The organism is Sphingomonas larreae, from assembly GCF_051400595.1.
GTDB lineage: Bacteria > Pseudomonadota > Alphaproteobacteria > Sphingomonadales > Sphingomonadaceae > Sphingomonas.
Genome location: NZ_JBLFFI010000005.1, coordinates 123,332 through 145,486 on the forward strand (window position 1 = coordinate 123,332; position 22,155 = coordinate 145,486).

17 protein-coding genes are annotated in these 22,155 nt (G+C 66.2%); 12 read left to right on the top strand and 5 right to left on the bottom strand.

The features are described from left to right. Positions 1–553 precede the first annotated feature (553 nt). Complete coding sequence (locus ACMGDM_RS17005; protein WP_436805315.1) at positions 554–1,411, top strand: formate/nitrite transporter family protein; 858 nt, start codon at positions 554–556, stop codon at positions 1,409–1,411. Between the two features lie 7 nt (positions 1,412–1,418). Here the strand turns inward: ACMGDM_RS17005 and ACMGDM_RS17010 are convergent, their stop codons facing one another. Beyond that, the gene (locus tag ACMGDM_RS17010) at positions 1,419–2,465 is read right to left on the bottom strand and encodes a LysR family transcriptional regulator (protein ID WP_436805316.1); all 1,047 of its coding nucleotides are present in this window, start codon (positions 2,463–2,465) and stop codon (positions 1,419–1,421) included. A 2-nt stretch (positions 2,466–2,467) separates the two neighbouring features. Here ACMGDM_RS17010 and ACMGDM_RS17015 point away from each other — a divergent pair, with 2 nt between their 5' ends. From ACMGDM_RS17015 to ACMGDM_RS17025, 3 genes are all read left to right on the top strand, one after another. Then, positions 2,468–3,220, top strand: coding sequence for an SDR family oxidoreductase (locus ACMGDM_RS17015; RefSeq protein WP_436805317.1), 753 nt, complete (start codon positions 2,468–2,470; stop codon positions 3,218–3,220). A 64-nt stretch (positions 3,221–3,284) separates the two neighbouring features. Next, the gene (locus tag ACMGDM_RS17020; RefSeq protein ID WP_436805318.1) at positions 3,285–4,385 is read left to right on the top strand and encodes an alkene reductase; all 1,101 of its coding nucleotides are present in this window, start codon (positions 3,285–3,287) and stop codon (positions 4,383–4,385) included. 678 nt (positions 4,386–5,063) lie between these two features. Next, positions 5,064–5,408 carry a family 16 glycosylhydrolase gene (locus ACMGDM_RS17025; protein ID WP_436805319.1) on the top strand — a complete coding sequence of 115 codons (345 nt, stop codon included), beginning with the start codon at positions 5,064–5,066 and terminating at the stop codon, positions 5,406–5,408. A 209-nt stretch (positions 5,409–5,617) separates the two neighbouring features. Here ACMGDM_RS17025 and ACMGDM_RS17030 read toward each other — a convergent pair whose 3' ends face one another. Both ACMGDM_RS17030 and ACMGDM_RS17035 read right to left on the bottom strand, forming a co-directional pair. After that, the gene (locus ACMGDM_RS17030; RefSeq protein WP_436805320.1) at positions 5,618–6,775 is read right to left on the bottom strand and encodes a GNAT family protein; all 1,158 of its coding nucleotides are present in this window, start codon (positions 6,773–6,775) and stop codon (positions 5,618–5,620) included. 121 nt (positions 6,776–6,896) lie between these two features. After that, positions 6,897–7,409, bottom strand: coding sequence for an isoprenylcysteine carboxylmethyltransferase family protein (locus ACMGDM_RS17035; RefSeq protein WP_436805321.1), 513 nt, complete (start codon positions 7,407–7,409; stop codon positions 6,897–6,899). 302 nt (positions 7,410–7,711) lie between these two features. Between ACMGDM_RS17035 and ACMGDM_RS17040 the strand changes: the two genes are divergently transcribed. The 8 genes from ACMGDM_RS17040 to ACMGDM_RS17075 all read left to right on the top strand — a co-directional run bounded on the left by ACMGDM_RS17040 (position 7,712) and on the right by ACMGDM_RS17075 (position 20,766). Then, positions 7,712–10,060 (top strand): FdhF/YdeP family oxidoreductase, encoded by a 2,349-nt coding sequence (locus tag ACMGDM_RS17040; RefSeq protein ID WP_436805322.1) that lies wholly within the window; start codon positions 7,712–7,714, stop codon positions 10,058–10,060. Between the two features lie 5 nt (positions 10,061–10,065). Next, the gene (locus ACMGDM_RS17045; protein ID WP_436805323.1) at positions 10,066–11,433 is read left to right on the top strand and encodes a cytochrome ubiquinol oxidase subunit I; all 1,368 of its coding nucleotides are present in this window, start codon (positions 10,066–10,068) and stop codon (positions 11,431–11,433) included. A 31-nt stretch (positions 11,434–11,464) separates the two neighbouring features. Continuing rightward, a complete protein-coding gene (cydB, locus tag ACMGDM_RS17050; protein ID WP_436805324.1) occupies positions 11,465–12,505 on the top strand; it encodes a cytochrome d ubiquinol oxidase subunit II in 1,041 nt (346 codons plus the stop codon). A gap of 683 nt (positions 12,506–13,188) precedes the next feature. Further along, positions 13,189–14,286, top strand: a complete 1,098-nt coding sequence (locus ACMGDM_RS17055; protein ID WP_436805325.1) for an efflux RND transporter periplasmic adaptor subunit — start codon at positions 13,189–13,191, stop codon at positions 14,284–14,286. 3 nt (positions 14,287–14,289) lie between these two features. Then, positions 14,290–17,478 carry an efflux RND transporter permease subunit gene (locus tag ACMGDM_RS17060; protein ID WP_436805326.1) on the top strand — a complete coding sequence of 1,063 codons (3,189 nt, stop codon included), beginning with the start codon at positions 14,290–14,292 and terminating at the stop codon, positions 17,476–17,478. Continuing rightward, positions 17,475–18,953 carry an efflux transporter outer membrane subunit gene (locus tag ACMGDM_RS17065; protein ID WP_436805327.1) on the top strand — a complete coding sequence of 493 codons (1,479 nt, stop codon included), beginning with the start codon at positions 17,475–17,477 and terminating at the stop codon, positions 18,951–18,953. The genes ACMGDM_RS17060 and ACMGDM_RS17065 overlap by 4 nt, the downstream gene beginning before the upstream one ends. A 406-nt stretch (positions 18,954–19,359) precedes the next feature. Further along, on the top strand, positions 19,360–19,614 hold the full coding sequence (locus tag ACMGDM_RS17070) for a hypothetical protein (RefSeq protein WP_436805328.1): 255 nt from the start codon (positions 19,360–19,362) through the stop codon (positions 19,612–19,614). 12 nt (positions 19,615–19,626) lie between these two features. Beyond that, the gene (locus ACMGDM_RS17075) at positions 19,627–20,766 is read left to right on the top strand and encodes a hypothetical protein (protein ID WP_436805329.1); all 1,140 of its coding nucleotides are present in this window, start codon (positions 19,627–19,629) and stop codon (positions 20,764–20,766) included. Between the two features lie 459 nt (positions 20,767–21,225). Here the strand turns inward: ACMGDM_RS17075 and ACMGDM_RS17080 are convergent, their stop codons facing one another. After that, entirely contained in the window at positions 21,226–21,432 is a 207-nt protein-coding gene (locus tag ACMGDM_RS17080; RefSeq protein ID WP_436805330.1) for a hypothetical protein, read from the bottom strand. A 286-nt stretch (positions 21,433–21,718) separates the two neighbouring features. Continuing rightward, positions 21,719–22,090 (bottom strand): response regulator transcription factor, encoded by a 372-nt coding sequence (locus tag ACMGDM_RS17085; RefSeq protein ID WP_436805331.1) that lies wholly within the window; start codon positions 22,088–22,090, stop codon positions 21,719–21,721. Positions 22,091–22,155: the final 65 nt, after the last annotated feature.

Genomic DNA, 22,155 nt, shown 5'->3' on the forward strand with positions numbered 1-22,155 from the left:
GCCATGATACGTCCGTATGGCTCATACGAGGCTCTCCAAAGATCCGCCAGGCGATCGATCGGATTGCGGGCCGCCAGCGGGTGCGGGGCGTACAGATCGTCTAATATCGATGGGGATCGTCCTCCAATCGCCTGCAAAGCGCTTGCGAGGCCGACGCCAATATGACGGCGCATCGCACGGACACCCTATTAGCGCTGATCAGTCTTGCCGGACGACTCGTGAACGACAAGGAAGAATCGAATTCTCTTCGCTCGAGCCGCTCGCCGGGGTGAAAGGAGCCGTGCACATGCTTCGGCCGTTTCCGCATCATTGGCTCGGGAGTCCTGCAGGGAATCTTCGCTGCGACGAGGCGACAAACTTCCTCTGCGCGGCTCTCAACTGACAATAGCGCTACTTGAAGCGTCGCGGCTCGGAGTAGCCTGCCGCAACCATCGGGTAGTCGGCTTGGGATCGGACATGCGCATACGCGAGTATGGGACGGCACTCCCGTCCGTCTGATCGCCCACGACGTACTCTTCTCGCATCCTGCGTCCGTCAACGGGAGCCGAGACGCATGTACGAGCCGACCATCAGCCACTTCGCGGAGGTGGCCCGCGAGAAGGCTGAGGGGCTTGGCCGATCGCCCTTCGGCTTTCTCGTAGGAGCCATGTTCGCCGGCGCCTACATCGGCATCGCCATGATCCTTGCGCTAAGCGTGGCGGCAGGCCTTCCCGCCGGAGCCCGCCCACTCGCCATGGGTGCCGTGTTCGGCGTCGGTCTGATCCTGACGATCTTCGCCGGTGCCGAACTCTTCACAGGCTACGCCATGTATCTCGGCTTCGGTCTTGCCCGAGGCAGCGTAAGCATCCGCAGCGCGCTAAGCCTTCTCATCGTCGTATGGGTCGGCAACGCGGCCGGAGCTCTGATCCTGTCGCTCCTCTTCAAGGCGGGTGGCGGCGGCGCGATCTTCGCCGGTTCCGCCGAGCAGCTACACGTCTACGTCGCTCACAAGGTAGACAGCGACGCGCTCGCGCTTCTCGCACGGGGCGTGTTGTGCAACTGGCTGGTCTGTCTGGCAATCTGGACGGCGGTCCGCGTCCACGGCGACGCCGCGAAATGCATCGTGCTTGGCTGGATACTGATGGCCTTCGTGGCGTCGGGCTTCGAGCATTCGGTGGCGAACATGACCGCGCTGACGCTCGGTGTTCTCGTCTCCGATCCGAGCATCGGCTTGGCCGGAGCGGCGCGGAACCTGACGATCGTCACCGTAGCAAACGTGCTCGGCGGGCTCGTCTTCGTCGTCGGCGGCTACCTCGCCGCCGCCCGGGCGGACCCTTCGGGCGAAGCCCGGCACGACACCGGACCGCTGCCCTCGACGATGAGGACGCAGGCTTCGACGCCTCCGAAAGCGGCCGATGCATCCGCCTGCTGAGACTTCCCTAGACTGCCGCTGCATCCTGCACGGCTGCGTCCCAGGGCGTGGGATTTCGGAACAGCTCCTCGATGAAGGCGAGGAAGGCTCGGACGTTGGGACTTGCGCGGCGACTCTGCGGCCAGAGCGCCGTCACGTCGAAGAGATCGACTGCGTGCTTCGCCAGGACCGGGACGATCTCGCCGCGCAGCACGTAGGGCGCGGCCATGTAGGTCGGCGACATGCCGATCCCTGCTCCTGCGGCCACTGCGGCGATCACCGCGTCGCTGACGTCGACCACGATGTTCGCCCGGGGAACGATCTCCACGGTCCTGTCGCCTACCCTGAAAGGCCAGCGAAGCACCTGTCCAGTGCTCTGGTAGCGGAAGTTGACGCAGTCGTGCCCGTCCAATTCTTCGGGGATGGCGGGTCTGCCCCTCGCTTCGAGGTAGGATGGTGCAGCGAACGCGCAGAGGCGATGCGGTGCAAGGCTCCTGGAGATCAGCCGGGAGTCTGGAAGATCGCCTACCCTGATGGCGACGTCGACGCCCTCGTCGACGATGTCGATGACCTGGTCGCCCAGCCGGAGATCCACCGTCACCCCGGGATGAAGCGAGCGGAAACGCGTCAGAGCCGGCGCGAGGACGTGTACACCGATCGGAAGCGGCGCGGCGATCTTGAGGGTGCCGGACGGCTCCGCTCTTGCCGCGATCGCGACCTGCTCGATCTCCTCCGCCTCGCGCAGCAGCCGAAGCGCGCGCTCGTGCAGGTCGCGCCCCTCGGGCGTCAGCACGAGGGACCTTGTCGTGCGGGTGAAGAGCGTCAGTCCAAGCCGGCTCTCGAGCCGCATTACGCTCTTGCTGACCGCCGACGGCGACAGGGACAGCGATCGCGCCGCCGCCGAGTAGCTTCCCAACGAGGCCGCGCGCGCGAACGCGGTCAGGCCCGTCATTCTCTCGATACCGATCTGTTCCATCATGACCGCATTGAAGCGCCATTCAGGCTGATTATCAATGCCGCGTCGGTGGGATACCTGAAGCTCAACGGCGCCGTGGTGGCGCTCGAACGGAGGCACAAATGACCACCAACGTCTCTCGCCCTTCCTTCATCGAGACCAGTCTGGCGGGCAAGACGGTCCTCATCGTCGGGGGCACCTCCGGCATCGGCCTCGCTGCCGCAGTGCAGGCGAAGGACGCGGGCGCCAACGTGATCGTGTTCGGGCACGATCGCGAGCGCGCAGGCGAGGTGGCGGCGGAGCACGGCTTCGCCGGCTACGGCGCAGCCGACGTGACGAACGCGGAGGAGTTCTCGGCGGCGCTCATGGACGTCCCGCACGTCGACCACCTCGTTCTGCTCGCCGGCTCGTTCGTGGCCGGCAAGGTGCTGGAGACCGACGTGTCCCATCTGCGTCGTGCCTTCGACGAGCGGATCTGGGCGTCGATCACCGCCATACAGGCGCTTGGTGGCCGGCTCGCCCCCAACGGCACGGTGACGCTCATCTCCGGCGCGCTCGCCGACCGGCCGAACGGATTCGGGACGGCCGTGCTCGCAGCCGCGTCGGCTGCGATGGAGGCGCTTGCCCGTGGCCTGGTGCTCGAGCTGGCCCCGCGCCGGATCAACACCCTCTCTCCGGGCCCGATTGACACGCCTCTGCTCGCCAAGACGCTAGGCGACGGACGCGAAGCGTATGTGGAGCGGCTGAAGAACACGCTGCCGCTGCATCGCATGGGGACGGCGGAGGAGGCCGGTGCGGCCGTCGTCTTCCTGATGGCCAACGGCTGGATGAACGGTGCGGTGCTCAACGTCGACGGCGGCTCCCGCCTGGTCTGAACTGCCGCAACAGCGCCCGCGGCCCAGCTCGCCGCGGATGCTCCTTCTTCTACGGAGAACCAAGATGCCCAACCTGTTCGATCCCATTGATCTCGGAGCGCTGAGACTGCCGAACCGCATTCTGATGGCGCCGATGACACGCGCGCGCGGAACGCGAGAGCACGTGCCCACGCCCAAGATGGAGAGGTACTATGCCGATCGCGCCTCGGCCGGCCTGATCATCTCGGAAGCCGTCGGCATCAGCCAGCAGGGGCTCGGCTGGCCGTATGCCACCGGCCTGTGGACGCCCGAGCAGATCGCTGGCTGGCGTCGCGTCACGGATGCCGTGCATGAGCAGGGCGGTCGCATCATCGTGCAGCTGTGGCACATGGGCCGGGTGGTGCACTCGAGCTTCAACAACGGGGAGCGGCCCGTGTCGGCCTCCGCGACCACCGCACCGAGCCACGCGCATACCTATGACGGCCGACAGCCATACGAGCAGGCGCGTCATCTGCATCCGCACGAAATACAGGAGATCCTGGGCGACTTCCGCCGCGGCGCTCTAAACGCTATCGAGGCCGGCTTCGACGGCGCGCAGATCCACGCCGCGAATGGCTATCTCATCGACCAGTTCCTTCGCGACAACGCCAACCACCGCGACGACGACTACGGCGGTTCGATCGAGAACAGGATCCGCGTGCTCAAGGAGGCGACTCAGGTAGTCGCCGACGCGATCGGCGCCGACCGCACCGGCGTGCGGCTGTCGCCGAACGGGGAGACGCAGGGAGTCGCCGACAGCGATCCCCTTCCGCTGTTCGCCCAAGCGCTAGAAACGATGTCGGCCATCGGGATCGCCCATCTGGAGCTGCGTGAGCCTCCGTTGGACGGATCCTTCGGCAAGGGCGACATCGACCCGCTGGCAAGCGCGCTGAAGCCCCACTTTAAGGGGCCTCTCATCCTCAACTCCGACTTCGACGCCGCGCGGGCCGAGGCCGAGCTTGCGCAAGGGATCGGCGACACGGTGGCCTTCGGCCGCCCCTTCATCTCGAACCCCGATCTGCCGCGTCGCATCGCGGAGGGCATCCCGCTCTCGGCCGACGACCCGGACACGTGGTTTACGCAGGGTGAGAGCGGGTACAACGACTACCCGGCCGCGGCTCCGGTGGAGACGCACTCCGCGGCCTGAGGCCCAAGGCCCGTGCGACCGTCGACGCTTCCGATCGCCGATCGTCGGTCGCCGGTCGCCGGAGCCGTATGGAGCCTGCCGATGACGTCGGCCACGCCGGCGGAGCGATCCGGCGCTGCTGGCGCCGCCGACGGCGCGCGTCTCAGCCGTCAGGGGCGATCAGACGTGGTCGAGCGCGCCGTCGCGGAGCGCAGCCACGAAGGCTGCCGCGGCCGGGGTGGCCCAGTGGCTCCGCCCCTTCGGCCCCGGAGATACCCCATTTCCTATGCTTCGTCCTCTCACGCGACCGCTGCTGTCGATGACCAGGTTGCAAGGAATCGAGATGTGAGGCGGCTCCTCCACCGCAAGCGCGAGACCGACCTGGCGGCCGTTCCTCGGCTCGACCCATGTCGGAAGCCCGCCCGCGCCGACCTGCCTGAGCCGCGCAACGGCCTGCTGGGGCGTCGGATTGGAACGACCCGCCGTCAGGACCGCAAGGATGTCGAACCCCGGTCCGCCAAATCGCGAGCGCAGCGCAGCTAGGTTCTTCGCCTCCACTAGGCACGGAAGGCACCGTTCCGCCCAAAGCGACACGATCCGGGTCCGCCCCTTCAGCTGTGCGAAGCCGTGCCTGCCGTCCAGGCCCAGCAGCTCGATCGCGGGCGCCTCCACACCTCAACGGGCAACGAACCGTGCTCCATGCTGGCCAACGTTTATTTCAATCCCGGCGACGAGGGTGCCGCATTCGGTTTCGGCTACCGTGGCTTACCATGCCGGATCCACCTTGGCTTTGACGCTTCGGCTGATTTCCATGCCTATGCTATCGAATGGTCTCCGGGTCGCATCACGTGGTTGGTTGACGGCGTACCGGTTCACGAGCGTCGTAGCTGGGACCCAACACCGATCCCACACCTTCCGATGCGCCTCCACGCTAATCTCTGGGCGCCTCGATCTGTGGAGCTTGCAGGACGCATGGATCAGAGCACGCTGCCAGCGGTAGCTGAGTTCCGGAGGTTGCTATGCCTTGCCAAGGACGAAGCCTGAAGTACAGGCAAGCGAGAACTGCGCCCGCGTTTATAAAACGAGGGTCGAATAAGCCGGCTTTCAAGCCCCCTTGCATGCCTCCAAAGCAAACGTCCGACTTCCCGGGCGTCTGCCCGAAAGCAGCCAAATCGCTATCAACCCCTGACTAGCACCTCGCTCCGCGTCGCAAAAGAATGGTTTAGTCCACCGTCTGCCCTCAGCGCCGAGGATTATCCCTCCTCGAGTGACTTACCGTAGACCTGATAAACCTTGTTAACCTTGCTGCCGATCGCCTCGGCAATGGCGTTCATTCCTTGATTGTCGTCAAGAATCCAGCCGATCTCTCCGCGCGTCGCGCCGTAGTTCCTGACGGAGGACTGGCGGATCTGATCGATCATCATGAAGGCAAGCTGGCTTGCCATCCGAGACGACTGCAGTCGTCGGACGACGCCCATGAGCGGCACGCGCATCGTGCGGACCTTGGGCCGTCTCAGCCACAGCAGTAGCCGCGCCCAGCCGAACGGCAGAAGCGAGCCCCTAAGCGGCTTGAGCGCCTCGTTGAGATCGGGAAGCGTCATCATAAAGGCCACCGGCTCCTCGTCGACCTCGGCGATCAGGATGAGATCCTCGAACACGATCGGCTTCAGCTTCTTGCCCGTGAACTCGACCTCCTCGTCGGTGATAGGCACGAAGCCCCAGTTGCGGCCCCACGCGTCGTTGAGGATGGCCATGATGATAGCCGCCTCGTCCTCGAAGCGCGACTTGTCGACCTGCCTGATCCGGATTCGCGGGTTCCGGTGACCCGAGTCGATCACCCGCTGCAGCAGCGGCGAGAAGCTGCGGGTGATGTCCAGGTCCCAGGTCTTGAGCTGCTTGACCGGTTCGTAACCTGCGGCCTCAATCCACGGTCGATAGGCGGCGCTGTCGTGCCCCATCATCACGGTCGGCGGATGGTCGTGTCCCTCGATCAGCAGCCCGGGCTCCTCCCAGATCGAAAGAGACACAGGCCCCAGGACGCGGGTCATGCCCTTGCCGCGAAGCCAGTCCTCGGCGGCGGCGATGAGCGCGAGCGAGCTCTCCTCGTCTGTCGCCTCGAAGAGGCCGAAGAAGCCGGTTCCCGGCCCCATGCCCTGTTCGGGCGGCATGGTCAGGGCGAGATGATCTATATGGGCCGAGATCCGGCCGACGACTTGCCCGTCGCGTCGCGCGAGGAAGTACTGAGCATCGGCATGCGAGAAGAACGGGTTGCCGCCCGGCGTGATGAGGTCGCGCGCCTCTCCCCTGAGCGGCGCCACCCAATTCGGATCGTTGCGATAGATCGACCATGGCAGGTCCAGAAAGATCTTCCTGTCGGCCTTGCCGACGACGGGGGTGACTTCGACTGACATGCTGATCCTTTCAGATCCACGGCACGCCCGCGGGCGGCTTTTGCAAAGTGAGTGGTCGCCCGCGTCGTGCGGGTCGGCTTCCTGCCGCCTGGGCCGTAGCGCGCGAACCCAGCTTTCTCCCTCAGTAGGCGGCGAACGTGGTCTTCATGACCTGCTCCTCCTCACGGATCCGTACGACGAGCGGGACCAGGTAGACGGCGAGGCCGACGACCAGGGCCACGAAGGCGTGGAGCGTCACAGCGAACCCGATCAGTTCAGGGAGGATGTTGAGGTAGTAGTTGGGATGGCGCACCCGCCGGAAGAGCGGGTGCACGACCAGGCGATGATCCCGTGCGATGATCAGCTTGACGGTCCAGAACCGCCCGAGAAGCCTCGAGACGACAAGCAGCATGACGGCTCCGAACAGATAGAGGGCAAGTCCGACGGCCGAAACAGCGTCGAACGGCATCGATCTGACGAGTCCCTCCGCCGACGCGGCCAGGTAGAAGAGGACGTGCGCGCCAGCGAGCAGCCGGGAGTTCGCGCTCCCGTGCTCAACCGCGCCGGCGGCCTTGAGCGCCTTCTCGTTGCGTATGGACACGCCGAGCATCCAGAACCGGTACGCGAACGCGACGACGATGAAGACAAGTAGCACCAGTCGAACTCCCATTGCTTAGAATCTTGCATCCGCTTGGCGCAAGCGCATTCCGCGCCAACCGAAGATGTCGGCTTCGGAGGTAGGGTCCTTCAAGCATTCGCGCCGCGATAGACGGATTTCTCCGAGTTCCCGCATCGACGCTGCAACTCGGGTGGCGGGTGCTCTCCGCCTGGACTTCGATCCATCATCCACGCGTATGACTGTGCGAGGCATCGGTCTGCTGCATACCGGATCAGTCGGTCGTCCAGACAGGTGCCTGATGCAGAACACGAACTCGTACGCGACACGGGCCTTGCCTCATGACTGAGAAGCGTCCGGACGGCATCCGCGCCTACGACGAACCGGCCGGGGGCTGGGGCGCGCTTAAGGCGGTCGCGACCACGCTGAAGAGGCAGCAGCTCTCCATTGCCGGGCCCGCCACGCTCCTGCACGCCAACCAGCCGACCGGGTTCGACTGCCCCGGGTGCGCGTGGCCTGACCCGAAGCACACCTCCTCGTTCGAGTTCTGCGAGAACGGCGCCAAGGCGATATCCTGGGAGTCGACCGCTCGCCGGGCGGGCAGCGAAGTCTTCGCCGAAAACACCATCTCGGACCTCTGGGAGAAGACCGACCACTGGCTGGAGATGCAGGGCCGCCTGACGCAGCCGCTGCGCTACGATCAGGCGTCCGACAGGTTCGTGCCGGTGACCTGGGAAGACGCCTTCGAGGACATCGGCCAGCATCTGCGGCGGCTCGACCAAGCGGATCAGGCCGAGTTCTACACTTCCGGTCGCGCCTCCAACGAGGCCGCCTTCCTGTACCAGCTCTTCGTCCGCCGGTACGGCACGAACAACTTTCCCGACTGCTCGAACATGTGCCACGAGCCGACCAGTGTCGGCCTTCCGCAGGCGATCGGTGTCGGCAAGGGTACGGTGACCCTCGATGACTTCGACGAAGCCGATTTCATCCTTTCCATCGGCCACAATCCGGGGACCAATCATCCGCGGATGATGACCTCGCTTCACGACGCCTCGAAGCGCGGAGCGCGCATCGTCGTCGTGAATCCGTTCCGCGAACGCGCGCTCGAGCGCTTCGAGGCACCGCAGGCGCCGGTCGAGATGGCGACCATGACCTCGGTGCCGATCGCCAGCTCCTACCTCCAAGTGCGGATCGGCGGCGACGCGGCCGCGCTGAAGGGCATCTGCAAGTCGCTGGTGGAGATGGACGAGGCGGCCGTCGCCGCAGGCCTGCCGGCCGTCCTCGACCACGCCTTCATCGCCGGACACACGGCGGGGTTCGAAGCCCTACGCGACGACCTGCGTACGAGCACGTGGGACGCCATCGAGAAGGCAAGCGGGCTGACGCGCGGGCAGCTCGAGGGTGTCGCTCGGGAGTACGCCGCGGCCGAGCGGGCGATCGTCTGCTACGGCATGGGCATCACGCAGCATCGTACCGGCACGGCGAACGTGCAGCAGATCACCAACCTGCTGCTGCTCAGGGGCAACATTGGTCGGCCGGGGGCCGGCGTCTGCCCGCTGCGGGGTCACTCGAACGTTCAAGGCGACCGCACGGTCGGGATCACCGAGCGGCCCTCGCCGGAGTTCCTTGACCGCCTCGGAACGGCCTTCGGCTTCGATCCGCCGCGCCGCGCCGGCCACTCGGTCGTAGAGAGCATCGCGGCGATGCGCGACGGACGATCGAAGGCGGTCATATGTCTCGGCGGCAACCTGGCAGTCGCCGCGCCGGACCCGCAGGCCTGCCATCAGGCGTTCCGGTCGGTGGACCTCGCCGTGCATATCGCCACCAAGCTCAACCGCACGCACCTGCTCACGGCGCGATCCGCCACCTACATCCTGCCGTGTCTCGGCCGCACCGACCTCGACGTGCAGGCGTCGGGTCCGCAGACGGTCACGGTCGAGGACTCGATGTCGATGGTCCACGGCTCGCGCGGCTTCCTCAACCCGCCCTCGCCAGACCTGCGTTCCGAGCCGGCCATCGTCGCCGGCATCGCCAAAACCGCGCTCGAGGGTGGCGGAGGCATCGACTGGGACGCCATGATCGCGGACTACGCCGTCATCCGCGACCGGATCGAGGCGGTCTTCCCCGACTTCCAGGCGTTCAACGAGCGCGTGAGAAAACCGGGCGGGTTCCGTCTGCCCAATGCCGCCGCCGAGCGCGTTTGGAAGACAGCGACGGGCAAGGCGAACTTCATGATCTTTCCCGGACTCGAGGAGGACATGGTGTCGTCGGATCCCGCCGTTCTCCGGTTGGCATCCATGCGCAGTCACGACCAGTACAACACGACCGTCTACGGGATGGACGACCGGTACCGCGGCGTATTCGGCCGGCGCGACGTGCTGTTCGTCGGCGAACGCGACCTCGATCGGCTAGGCCTCGCCGACGGCGACTCGGTCGATGTCGAGACCGCGTTCGACGACGGCGAGGGCGTCCGGGTCGTGGCGGGGCTCACCGCTGTGCGCTACGATCTGCCCGAGGGCTCGTGCGGCGCATACTACCCCGAGTGCCAGGCGCTCATCGCGCTCGGTCATCACGATCCGGCGAGCCTTACGCCCTCCTACAAGTCGGTGCCGGTCCGGGTACGGAGAGCGGCGTCGAGTGTTGCGCGGCCCGGCGTGTTCGAGCGCCCCGCCCAGCCGACGGAGGCCTGACGGCCATGGACACCTTCATCCTCTCGCGGCTGCAGTTCGCGTTCACGATCGGCTACCACATCCTATGGCCGGCCTTCACCATCGGGCTCGCCTGGTTCATCGTCCTTCTGAACGCCACCTGGCTCAGGACCCGCAAGCCGGTCTACCGGCAGCTCATGCGGTTCTGGATCCGCATCTTCGCCCTGGCCTTCGGCATGGGCGTCGTCACCGGCGTCGTGATCTCGTATCAGCTGGGCCTGAACTGGTCGGGCTACGCTCGTGCCACCGCGGACGTGCTCAGCCCACTCTTCGTCCTGGAGGTCGTGACCGCCTTCTTCCTTGAGGCGGGTTTCATCGGGATCATGCTCTTCGGTCAGGAGCGCGTGGGAGAGCGCGTCCATCTCGCCGCTTGCGTCATCGTCGCCACCGGGACCGTCATCTCCGCCTTCTGGATCATCGCGGCCAACAGCTGGATGCAGACGCCCGTCGCGTTCGCCAGCGAGGGTCCCGGCCGCTTCGTGGCGACGGACTTCTGGGGCGTCGTCTTCAATCCGTCCATGCCGTACCGCTTCGCGCACATGGTCATGGCGAGCTTCGTCACCGGCGCCTTCGTCGTCACGGGCGTGTCGGCGTTCTGGATCTGGCGCGGTCGCAGCGATGAGCAGGGGCCGGCCCGTACGGCCTTCTCGATCTCGCTCGGGCTGCTGGCCGTACTGGTGCCGATGCAGATCATGATTGGCGACCAGCACGGGCTCAACACGCGCGAGCACCAGCCGGCCAAGATAGCTGCGATCGAAGCTAGGTGGGAGACTGCCAGGCGCGTGCCGATCACGGCGATCGGCTGGCCCGACGAGAAGAACGAGCGCACAGCCGGAGCAATCGAGATCCCCCTCGTCGGATCTCTGATCCTCACGCACGAACTCGACGGTGAGGTGAAGGGGCTGAAGGACTTTCCGCGGAGCGAGCGTCCCCCCGTCCTGCCCGTCTTCTTCGCCTTCCGCATCATGGTGGGCTGCGGAATGATCCTGCTGGCGGTCGCATGGACCGGGCTATGGCTGCGCTGGCGCGGCGCGCTGTACGACCGCAGGTGGTTCCTGCTCGCGTGCATGGCGGCGACGCCCCTGGGCTTCGTGGCCACGCTCGCAGGGTGGACCGTCACCGAGGTTGGACGGCAGCCGTACGTCATCTACGGACAGCTCCGCACCGTCGACGCGGTGTCGCCGATCGCGGGCGGGGCGGTCGCGGGATCGCTGGCCATCGCTCTGGTCCTGTACAATCTTCTTCTGGTGGGTTTCCTCTGGTTCGCCGGGCGCCTCGCATGGCGCGGCCCCGGGACCTCGGCGCCCCTGCCGCCCGTCACCCGACCGGCGGCCGCACGCGGGCTCGCCGCATGATCCCTCCAGTCACGACGAGGGCGGTGCTCCGATGCCGACGCTAGACTACACCCTCTTCTACGCAGCCGTCGCAGCCTTCGCGGTCGGCCTGTACGTCGTGCTCGACGGCTTCGATCTCGGAGTGGGCATCCTCTTCCCGTTCGCGCCGAAGTCGGAGAACCGGGACATGATGATCGCGTCGCTCGCGCCCATCTGGGACGGCAACGAGACATGGCTCGTGCTCGGCGGGATGGTCCTCCTAGCTGGATTTCCTGTCGCCTTCGCGGTGCTTCTTCCAGCCTTCTACGTGCCGCTCGCTCTCATGCTTCTCGGGCTCGTTCTCCGCGGCGTGGCGTTCGAGTTCCGCTCGCAGAGCGGCCGGAGCAGGCTCGCATGGTCGGCGGCGTTCACCGCGGGATCCGTGACCGCGGCCTTCTGCCAAGGAGCGATCCTGGCGGCGCTGGTGAGCGGCAGGATCGCGGTGTCGGACGAGCGGTTCGCGGGCGGTCCGTTCGACTGGCTCGGGCTGTTCCCCGTCGCGGTCGGCCTCGGCGTCGTCGCGGGGTATGCGCTGCTGGGAGCCTGCTGGCTGGTCTGGCGGACCGAGGGACCGACGCAGGTGTTCGCAAGGGAGATCGCGCGCCCCGCGCTGCTCGCGACTGGGGCGGCGGTGCTGCTCGTCAGCGGCTGGACGCCCGTCGCGGTGCCGAGCATCTGGACCAGGTGGTTCACTTGGCCCGGCGTGCTGTGGCTGGCGCCCCTTCCCGTCCTCGCCTTCGCCGCGTGGCTGGCCACGTGGCGCAGCCTGTGGAACACGCGTGACTCTCGCCCCTTCCTCTACGCCTGCGCACTCGTGGTCACCGCGCTGATCGGGCTGGGCGTCAGCATGTGGCCGGACGCGATCCCCGGCGTATTGCCGCTTCGTGCAGCCGGGTCCGCTCCGCGCACTCAGGCCATCGTGGCCGGCGTGCTGGTCTGCATCCTGCCCATCATCCTCGCGTACGTCGGCTTCGCCTACTGGGTGTTCAGAGGCAAGGTCCGGCTCGAGGACGATCAGCGTTCCACCAGATCGGGCGGCATCCCTGCTCCTTGATCGTTCACGCAAGGTCTTGGGTAGCGCCTTCCGCATTTGATGAACCGGTTCTGCGCCGATCAGCGGAAGGTGGAACGCGAGAGTTCTCGTCCGAGCGGTCAGTAGCCGCCGCTCTGCGCCGCTGACTGGTCCGACAACGCAGAGGCCGTGAGCAACGCTCGCGTCGTGCGCACCCTCGGGCGAAGACCACGTCTCCAGCGCCGCCTACGGCGTCATACGCAGGGATGAGCAGTTCGGCACATGCGTTCAATCGCGCGGCCTCACCGGTTCTGCGATCCATGCATCCGCTGCAGCACGATCTCTTCGTCGATGATGAGGGCAGGCTGCCACAGGTCTGTGCGGGAAGCGTTTCGGCAACGTTCCGCCGTTTGTCAGGCGCGCTGCAGAACTCATCCAAGTGCAGGCCGCGAAATATTTTGGAAGTTCGTAGAAAGTGCCACAAGGCGCCTCGCCCGTCTTCTATCTTGCATTTCGATAAACCAGCAACGTCTTCCACATACGCAGGTATACTGATGCCCACGCGCGATCTGTGGAAACAATCCGGCACTTCCAGATGGAAAGCGCAAACCGCCATGATACGTCGGCTTCACTTCCCCCTTTTCGCTCTGCCGTCGGCGGCTGTACTCGCCAGCCTTGCGGCATGCTCGAGCGCTCCCCCGCCTCCGCCCCCGGCCAAGCCGCACGTGACGGTCGCGGTGCCTCTGCAGCGCGACGTCGTAGACTGGGACGAGTACGTCGGTCGCTTTCAGGCGATCGAGGACGTCGAACTCCGGCCTCGCGTGTCGGGCACGATCGACCGTGTGCTGTTCGCCGATGGCCAGACCGTCCGCAAGGGCGAGGCGGTGTTCGTCATCGATCCGCGGCCCTACGCCGCAGCACTCGCGCAGGCGCAGGCGCAGGTCGCGCGTGCCCGCGCGTCGCTCGTCAACGCCCGGAGCGAGTTCACCAGGGCAAACAGCCTTCTTGGGGCCAGCGCCATTTCGCGCGAGGAGTTCGAGCAGAAGCAGGCGACCGTCGGAACTGCGGCCGCGGACGTCGCCGCCGCCGAGGCGAACGTGCGCAATGCGCGTCTGAACCTCGACTTCGCGACGGTGCGGGCTCCCACTGCCGGGCGCATCTCCGACCGCCGGGTCAGCGCTGGCAACTATGCGACCGCCGGCGAGACGGTGCTCAGCCGCGTTGTTTCGACGGACCCAATGTGGTTCTCGTTCGAGGGCGCGGAGAGCCTCTACCTGAAGTACATGCGACAAGCGAAGGCGGGCACGCGCGGTTCGTCGCGCACGGCTGCCAACCCAGTGGACATACAGCTCGCCGACGAGGCCGGGTACCGCTGGAAGGGCTCGATGAGCTTCGTGGACAACACGATCGACACCAACTCGGGCACTATCCGCGCGCATGCCGTAGTCCGCAATCCCGACGGCTTCCTGACCCCCGGCCTCTTCGGCCGCGCACGGCTCCTGGGATCAGGACACTACCGCGCGATGCTCGTCCCCGACGAGGCGATCCTGACCGATCAGACCCGCAAGCTCGTCTACGTCGTCGGTGGCGACGGCAAGGCGCAGAGCAAGCCAGTCGAGACCGGACCGCTGGTCCAGGGGCTGCGGGTGATCCGCACGGGCATCTCTCCCAGGGAGCGCGTCGTCGTCGAGGGCATGACGATGATCCAGCCGGGAGCCGTCGTGGATGCGCAGCAAATCCAGCTGAAGCCGCGGGCTGCGGACACGTCGCCGACCGCACAGCCGGAGACGGCTCCCCCCGCCAACGAAGCCACGGTGAGCTGACCCATGAAGTTTCCGCACTTCTTCATCGAGCGCCCGATCTTCGCGGCGGTCCTTTCCATCCTCATCATGGTCTTCGGCCTGGTCGCCTATCCCAGCCTGCCCGTGGCGCAGTATCCTGAGATCGCGCCGCCGACCGTCGTGGTGAACGCCAGCTATCCAGGCTCCACCGCGGAGACGCTCGCCGAGACCGTGGCAGCTCCGCTCGAGGAGTCGATCAACGGCGTGGAGGGCATGATCTACATGTCGTCATCGTCCACCGGCGACGGCAATCTCGCGATCACGATCACGTTCAAGCAGGGCGTCAGCGTCGATCAGGCGCAGGTGCTCGTCCAGAACCGCGTGTCCACCGCGGAGCCGCGGCTTCCCGAGCAGGTCCGCCAGATCGGCGTAACCGTCCAGAAGGACTCGCCCGACATCCTCATGGCCATCGCGCTGACGTCCCCAGACAACAGCCTGAGCCAGCAGTACGTCTCCAACTACGCCACCACGCAGGTCATCGATCGCCTGAAGCGCATCGAAGGCGTCGGCGGCGTCCGAGCATTCGGCGCCCGCGAGTTCAACATGCGCGTCTGGATCGATCCGGACCGCGCGTCCTCCCGCAACCTGACGGTGGACGAGATCGTCACGGCCATTCGCGGGCAGAACGCCCAGGTGGCCGTCGGCTCGGTGGGTCAGCCGCCCTTCAACCAGGGTGGCACCGCCTTCCAGCTGGGCATCCAGACGAAGGGTCGCCTTTCGTCGCCGCAGGAGTTCGGCGACATCATCGTCAAGCGCGATGCCGAGGGCAGGCTCACCCGGCTGCGCGACGTGGCCCGCCTCGAGCTCGGCGCACGCGAGTACGGCATCAACGCCGCGCTCGACGGCAAGCCGATGATCGCGCTCGCGGTCACACAGCTGCCCGGCTCCAACGCGCTCACGACCGCCGACGCCGTCCGCGCCGAGATAGCCGACATCGCAAAGACCTTCCCGCCGGGAATGACCTACACGATCCCCTACAATCCCACGGAGTACATCTCGGCGTCGATCGAGGAGGTCTATCACACGCTTTTCGAGGCGATCCTCCTCGTGGCGTTCGTCGTTATTCTCTTCCTGCAGAGCTGGCGCGCGGCGATCATCCCTCTGGTGGCAGTGCCCGTCTCGCTGATCGGATCGCTCGCGCTGATGGCCCTGTTCGGCTTCAGCCTCAACAACCTTTCGCTCTTCGGACTCATCCTGGCGGTTGGCATCGTCGTAGACGACGCGATCGTCGTCGTGGAGAACGTCGAGCGCCTCATGGAGGAGAAAGGCCTGACCCCGCGTCAGGCGGCACACGAGACTATGGACGAGGTCGGCGGAGCGCTCATCGCGATCGCGCTGGTCCTCAGCGGCGTGTTCATCCCAACGTCCTTCATCCCGGGCATCTCGGGCGCGTTCTACCAGCAGTTCGCACTGACGATCGTGGCTGCGGCCGTGCTGTCGGCCATCGTCTCGCTCACCCTCTCGCCGGCGCTTGCTGCCATCATCCTGAAGCCCAAGAACGTAGGGGGCGCCAGGACCGGTGTCGCAGGCCTGCCGGGACGCTTCGCTCGCGGCTTCAACCAGGGCTTCGACCGGCTCGCGCGTCGCTTCGGGCGGTTCACCGCCCGAGCGGTCCGCAGCCTGGCGGTCGTCGGCATCGTCTATGCCGGCCTCATCGGTCTCGCGGGCTGGCGCTTCTCGGAGACTCCCACAGGCTTCATCCCAAGCCAGGACCAGAGCTACCTCATCGCCGCGATCCAGCTGCCGCCTGGGGCGTCGCTGCAGCGCACGAGCGAGGTGATGGGAGAGGTCAACCGCATCGCCCTCGCCAATCCCGCCACGGAGCACACAGTGGCCTTCGCGGGCCTGGACGGCGCCACGCTCACCAACGCCCCGAACGGCGCCACGATGTTCATCACGCTCCGGAAGATCGGCGAGCGTCCCGACGCGAACTCTGTCGCCGCCGAGATCCGGCAGAAGCTGGCAGCGATCCGCGGCGGCAACGTTCTGCTGATCCCGCCGCCGCCCGTGCGCGGCATCGGTACCGGCGGTGGCTGGAAGATGATGATCGAGGACAGGACGGGTCTGGGCTATCAGGCGCTGCAGGCCGCGACCTTCAACATGATGGCGCAGGCGAACAGGACCGAGGGGCTCGCGAGCACCTTCACCATCTTCAACACCGGCACACCGCGACTGTACGCCGACGTGGATCGGGAACGGGCGGAGCAGCTGGGCGTGCCTGTCGAGAACGTCTTCTCGACGATGGGCACCTATCTCGGGTCGACCTACATCAACGACTTCAACCTGCTCGGTCGCACCTTCCGGGTGACCGCACAGGCAGACGCCCCCTACCGTGACAGCGTATCAGACGTGGGACGGCTCAAGACCCGCTCCGCCTCCGGCGCGATGGTCCCGCTCGACGCGGTGCTGACGCTCAAGAACGACAGCGGGCCATATCGCGTTGTGCGTTACAACCTTTACCCGTCGGCGGAACTGCAGGGGGACACGGCGCCCGGCTTCTCGAGCGGACAGTCGCTTCAGACGATGACCCGCCTGGCAGAAGCCTACCTGCCCAAGGGCATGAGCTTCGAGTGGACCGAGCTGGCGTATCAGCAGCAGCAGGCCGGCAACACGGGTATCATCGCCTTCGGTCTCGCGGTCCTCTTCGTCTTCCTGCTGCTGGCAGCGAACTACGAGAGCGTCGTCCTACCCTTCGCGGTCGTTCTGATCGTGCCGATGTGCCTCCTGGCGGCGATCCTCGGCATCAACGTCATGGGAATGGACAACAACATCCTGACGCAGATCGGATTGATCGTGCTGATCGGTCTGGCGGCGAAGAACGCGATCCTCATCGTCGAGTTCTCCAAGCAGAACGAGGACGCCGGGATGGAGATGCACGAGGCCGCCAAGCATGCGGCCGAGCAGCGCCTCCGACCCATCGTCATGACCTCGATCGCCTTCATCCTCGGCGTGCTGCCGCTGGTGATCGGCACCGGTCCCGGCGCCGAGATGCGCCGCGCTCTCGGCGTGGCCGTGTTCTTCGGCATGATCGGAGTGACCACCTTCGGTCTGCTCTTCACGCCGAGCTTCTACGTCATCAGCCGCAAGGGAGGCGACTGGATCGCCACCCGCTTAAGTCGCCGGCGCGCTACGGCCACCCCCGCAATTGAAAGCTCCGAGGCGAACGCATCATGAAGAAGCTAGCGCTGCTCCCAGGCTTCCTGCTCGCCGGCTGCGTCGTCGGGCCCGACTACAGGAATCCGCTTCCCTCCGGCGCACCGCCGCAGGCATCCGGCGCGTTCGTCGAGCTGGGCAGGACGACGGCCGTGACCGGCGCCCCTCTCCCGGACAGGTGGTGGGAACTCTACCAGGACGCGAACCTGGATCGGCTCGTAACCGACGCTCTGGCGCACAATACCGACGTGCGCACCGCCGCCGCCAACCTCGCGCTCGCGCGCGCGGTGCTTTCGGAGCAGAAAGGAGCCCGACTGCCGGAGGCCACGGTCGGAGCGTCGGGCACCTACAACCGGGTGGCTCCGGGCGCCAACGTCGCGACGGCGGGTGCCGGTGCAGCGACCGGCGGACGAGCGTTCGAGACCGACTTCTACTCGTTCGGGTTCGACGCCTCGTACGAGGTGGATCTGTTCGGCGGCATCTCTCGCGCGATCGAGGCCGCACGCGGCGACACCGAGGCGGCGGCGGCGCAGGTGGATACGGTCCGCGTGTCCGTGGCAGCCGAAACCGCCCGCGCCTACGTGCTCGCGTGCGGCAACGCGTCGCAGCGTGACGTCGCCGTCGACTCGGCGCGTCTTCAGAGGCAGACGCTCGACCTCACCCGTACGCTCTTCCAGCGTGGCCGCGGGACGGAGCGGGACGTCGACCGCGCGGACGTGCTGCTCGCACAGGTCGAGGCCACGATCCCGACGTTCGAGGCCGAGCGGCGCGCCTCTCTCTACGCGCTGGCGACGCTTACCGGACGCACTCCGGGCGAGATCGACGAGGCGGCGGCCGGCTGCGCACGCACCCCGGTCCTTCAACAGCCCCTCCCGTCCGGCGACGGCGCGGCGCTGCTCGGTCGCCGTCCTGACGTCCGCGCGGCGGAGCGCACGCTCGCTGCGAACACGGCCCGGATCGGCGTCGCCACAGCGGACCTCTACCCGTCGATCCGACTTCTCGGCAGCCTAGGCTTCGGAGGCACGACCCCCGGAAATGCCGTCAAGAAGTCAGGATTCTCGTTCTCGCTCGGGCCCCTCATCTCCTGGAATTTTCCGAACCAGACGGTGGCCCGCGCCCGTGTGAGGCAGGCGCGGGCTGGCGCCGACGCGTCGCTCGCCCGCTTCGACGGCGTCGTCCTTGGCGCGCTGCGCGAGACGGAGCAGGCGCTGGCTCGCTACTCCGGCGCGCTCGAGCGCACGTCCGTCCTGACGCGAGCGGAGGACTCGAGCGAGAAGGCGGCGCGCCTATCCAAGCTGCGCTTCGACTACGGGGCCGAGAGCTTCCTCTTGCTGATCCAGGCGGAACGCGACCGCGCCGACGCGCGGGCGCAGCTGGCGCAGTCCCAGCTTGCAGTCGCCAACGCCCAGATCAGCCTCTTCAAGGCCCTCGGGGGCGGCTGGCAGACGGCACCCGAGCCGTCGCGCCGGGATCTCGCGGCGGCGAGCGCCAACTGAGACGCAAGGCTCGATCTGCTCTTCCGATCCTTTCGGGCGAACACGCTGCAGAAGCGGCCGTGACACGCTGCGACGCCATCTCGAGCTGCGCCTCGGGTCGTTGACGCACTCCAATGCATAGTCGATCTGCGCGGCGAGCAGCAAAAGCGAGACATCGACGGCTATCGACGAAGCCACCCGCTTCATCGATAGCCGTTATTCCGGCCGATCAGGGCCGGTACGCGGCTTCACGTGAAGTATCGCAAAGGAGCTCTCATTGAGGCATCGAAGGCTCAGCGCGACGATCGCGATCTTGCTGCCTGTGGCGGCTGCAGGTCCGAGCTGGGCTGGCCAGATCGTGGACAACGGACGACCACCCCCGCGCTCCGGCGCTGTCGCGACCGAGACCCACCACATCAGAGATGGCGTGATCAGGATCGACCAGCGCACTCGCGAAGGCAGCGCGCAGGTCGCACTGCTGCGGCAGCAGTATACCCGTCCGGGCCAGCCCTTCGTGTTCGAGACTGTGCGCTCTCTCGATGGACGGCTGCTCGGGGTTCAGGCGATGGACGATCCCCTCTCGGCGCCACCGCTGAGCGAGCTGCGACACGAGACCGGAAAGGTCGAGACGCATCTGGGCCGCAAGTGTCGAGTGTGGGAGGCAGTCCGGCCTACCAGCTAGCAGCAAACCTTCGTGCAGTCGGGCTGCTCGACCGCCGCAGGTGTCGAACTCTGGCGCAAGCAGGCCAACATCGACACCATCATAACCGAGCGTCTTCGCGAGTCGGTGGTGACGGCGGAGGACGTCCGACCGCCGCTTGAGGCGCTCGACACGGCGTCGTTGATGCGGGAGACGGCCGGGTCTGATCACCGGAAAGATTATGAGGTCAAGCTCGAGGGAGACGATCAAAACAGCGCGCTGTATCGCAGGAGCGGCAACTGGCGGTACGTCGAGGAGGAGGGGGACGGCTTCCAGCTTGTGAAGATCGACAACCTGCGGACAGGGGTCTCCATCAGCTATTCGCGTGAGAAGGACGGCACGCGTCGGCTTGGGTGGTCCCGGCCACCTTGGGCGCTCCAACCCAGGAAGGAGCAGTTCAGCGGTAGGTCGCTCCGCGGCGAACCTGCGAAGACGATCCTGGGCGAGCGGTGCTCGATGTACGACATGATGCCTGGCGTGATGGACGCGGGGCGCCTCGACTGTCTAACGAGGGATGGCGTACCGCTGATCAGCAACAGGAGTTCTTGGGGACGCTTGCGCTCGTGGAAAGCCGTCCGACTGTCGCGAAAGTCACAGCCTTTACCGCAAGTAACTCTCACGCATGACATCACCGATCCCCTTGAAGCTGCGCCCATCACGTGTACCTCCTTTCGACGAGACCTGCCGCCGCGAACGGCCGCTTACGCCCAATTGCGAACATTCGATGTCGGTTGCACGATGCCGCTTATGCCGCAGTTACGTCTCACAAGCCGTGTCGTTGGCCTAATCGTGGGAGGTGCGGCTTGTGCGGCAGCCGGATACGCCTTCGCGCTAATGAGGCAGTATCGCGTTACAATGGAACAGCCGCACACTACCGCGCAGGCGGCGATCGATCAATCTCGCAAGCGGTTCGGGGGCTCCCCCATGGTGCAAGACGCAATTCGTCGATGGACGCCAAGAAACGGTGGGATTGTCGCAAAGGCAGTGTCGGGGTATCAAATTCAAGTGGTGGATACGCCTTCGCTGTCCTGCGTGAAGTTCACTGCCATCGCATACGACGTGGGCGGAGAGCCGACCTACTGCTACGAGCCACATACTGCCCGGTTGGTATGGGAGAACAGCGACGTCGAGTGAGCGTCCGCTTTCCTGCCACTTGCGGAGATTCAGCGCCACGAATAGCGTGCGGGGCGACGGAGTTTAGATGACGGATCGAGAGCAGGTTGGAGTCGGGCGGACGAAAGCTCGGCACGGTTGGTTACGTTGGCTTGCTGCTTTCGTACCACTTGCTGCAGTTGCTGCCGCAGCGAGCTATTTCCTCGGTTTCAATCCAGTCGTCATGGCGATACTCGTCCTTCTCGGGGCGCAACTACTGCGGCAAAGATACCTGTCCGGACGCAGTTGGCAGTCGATCCTCTGTGGCGTCCATTCCGAGCCGAACGACCGCTAACCTGCCATTGCAGACAAGCGTTAAGCAAGGAGCCTCGCTAAGCCGCGTCCGTCACGGCCGGTTGCCAAGCGCGCGCGATCAGACCGATGCCCACAAATCTGACACGTGACGCAGACCTACGACTTGAGGCCGTGGGTCGTTGGCATTCAGAGGAGCGCCTGCTCATCAGGGCCACCGTTCCAATAGCCATACGCCGCGGCGGTAGCGAGGAAATGGCCAAGCCGTTCCTCTGACATGTCCGGAGGGCTGCCCGCAGCCAGCGCGATCTTGGCCAGCTGATAGGGCTGGTGGTCGATGAGGACGAGAACCGAGTCCTCCGGACGAAGAAGCGACGAAAGTCCATTGCGGGGCACGACAGGCATCCTCTCTGCTGCTGATGCCGCTAATTTTGTCGTTGCCGCCGGCAGGCCGACATCGTCCGCGGGGCACAAAGGATCATACGTCGATATAGGGTGCCCCTCGCCGGAGCCCGATTCGACGCGGGTCGACGGAGCGGACCGTCGGGCCGGACGTACGATACGCCAGACGCACAGGCTCACGTGCGCGCCCGACCGAGCACGACGCGGCGGCGGATCAGGATCTGGCAGAGCACAAGGGCGATCCGGATAGCCGTCAGTCGCGCTCCGCACGAGCGCGCAGTCAGCGCGAGAGAGCACGCTCCACGCACGTCGCGAGATCGTCGCCGTTGAAGGGCTTGCGCAGGGTGCAGTAGGCGCCTGCATGCTCTGCCTCGAGCCTCGATTCCGCGGCGGTGAAGGCGGATATGAGGATCACGGGAACGCCGTTGGGCCAGTTTCGCACCTGCGACAGCAGTTCGATGCCCGTCATGCCGCCGGGCATCTGCACGTCGCTGACGATGACCTGGCTGTGGCGCGCCTCGTCCGACGCGAGGAAGCGCTCGGCGCTCTCGAAGACCGCGACACGGTAGCCCATGCTCCTCATCAATCCGTCGAGGGACGAACGCATCCCCTCGTCGTCGTCGACGATCGATACAAGCGGGTGATCGGTCAAGCTCGGCGCCCCTGAGATCCGGTCGGTCCGGGCCGACCCCATCCCTCCCCTCTCGCACAGCTTTC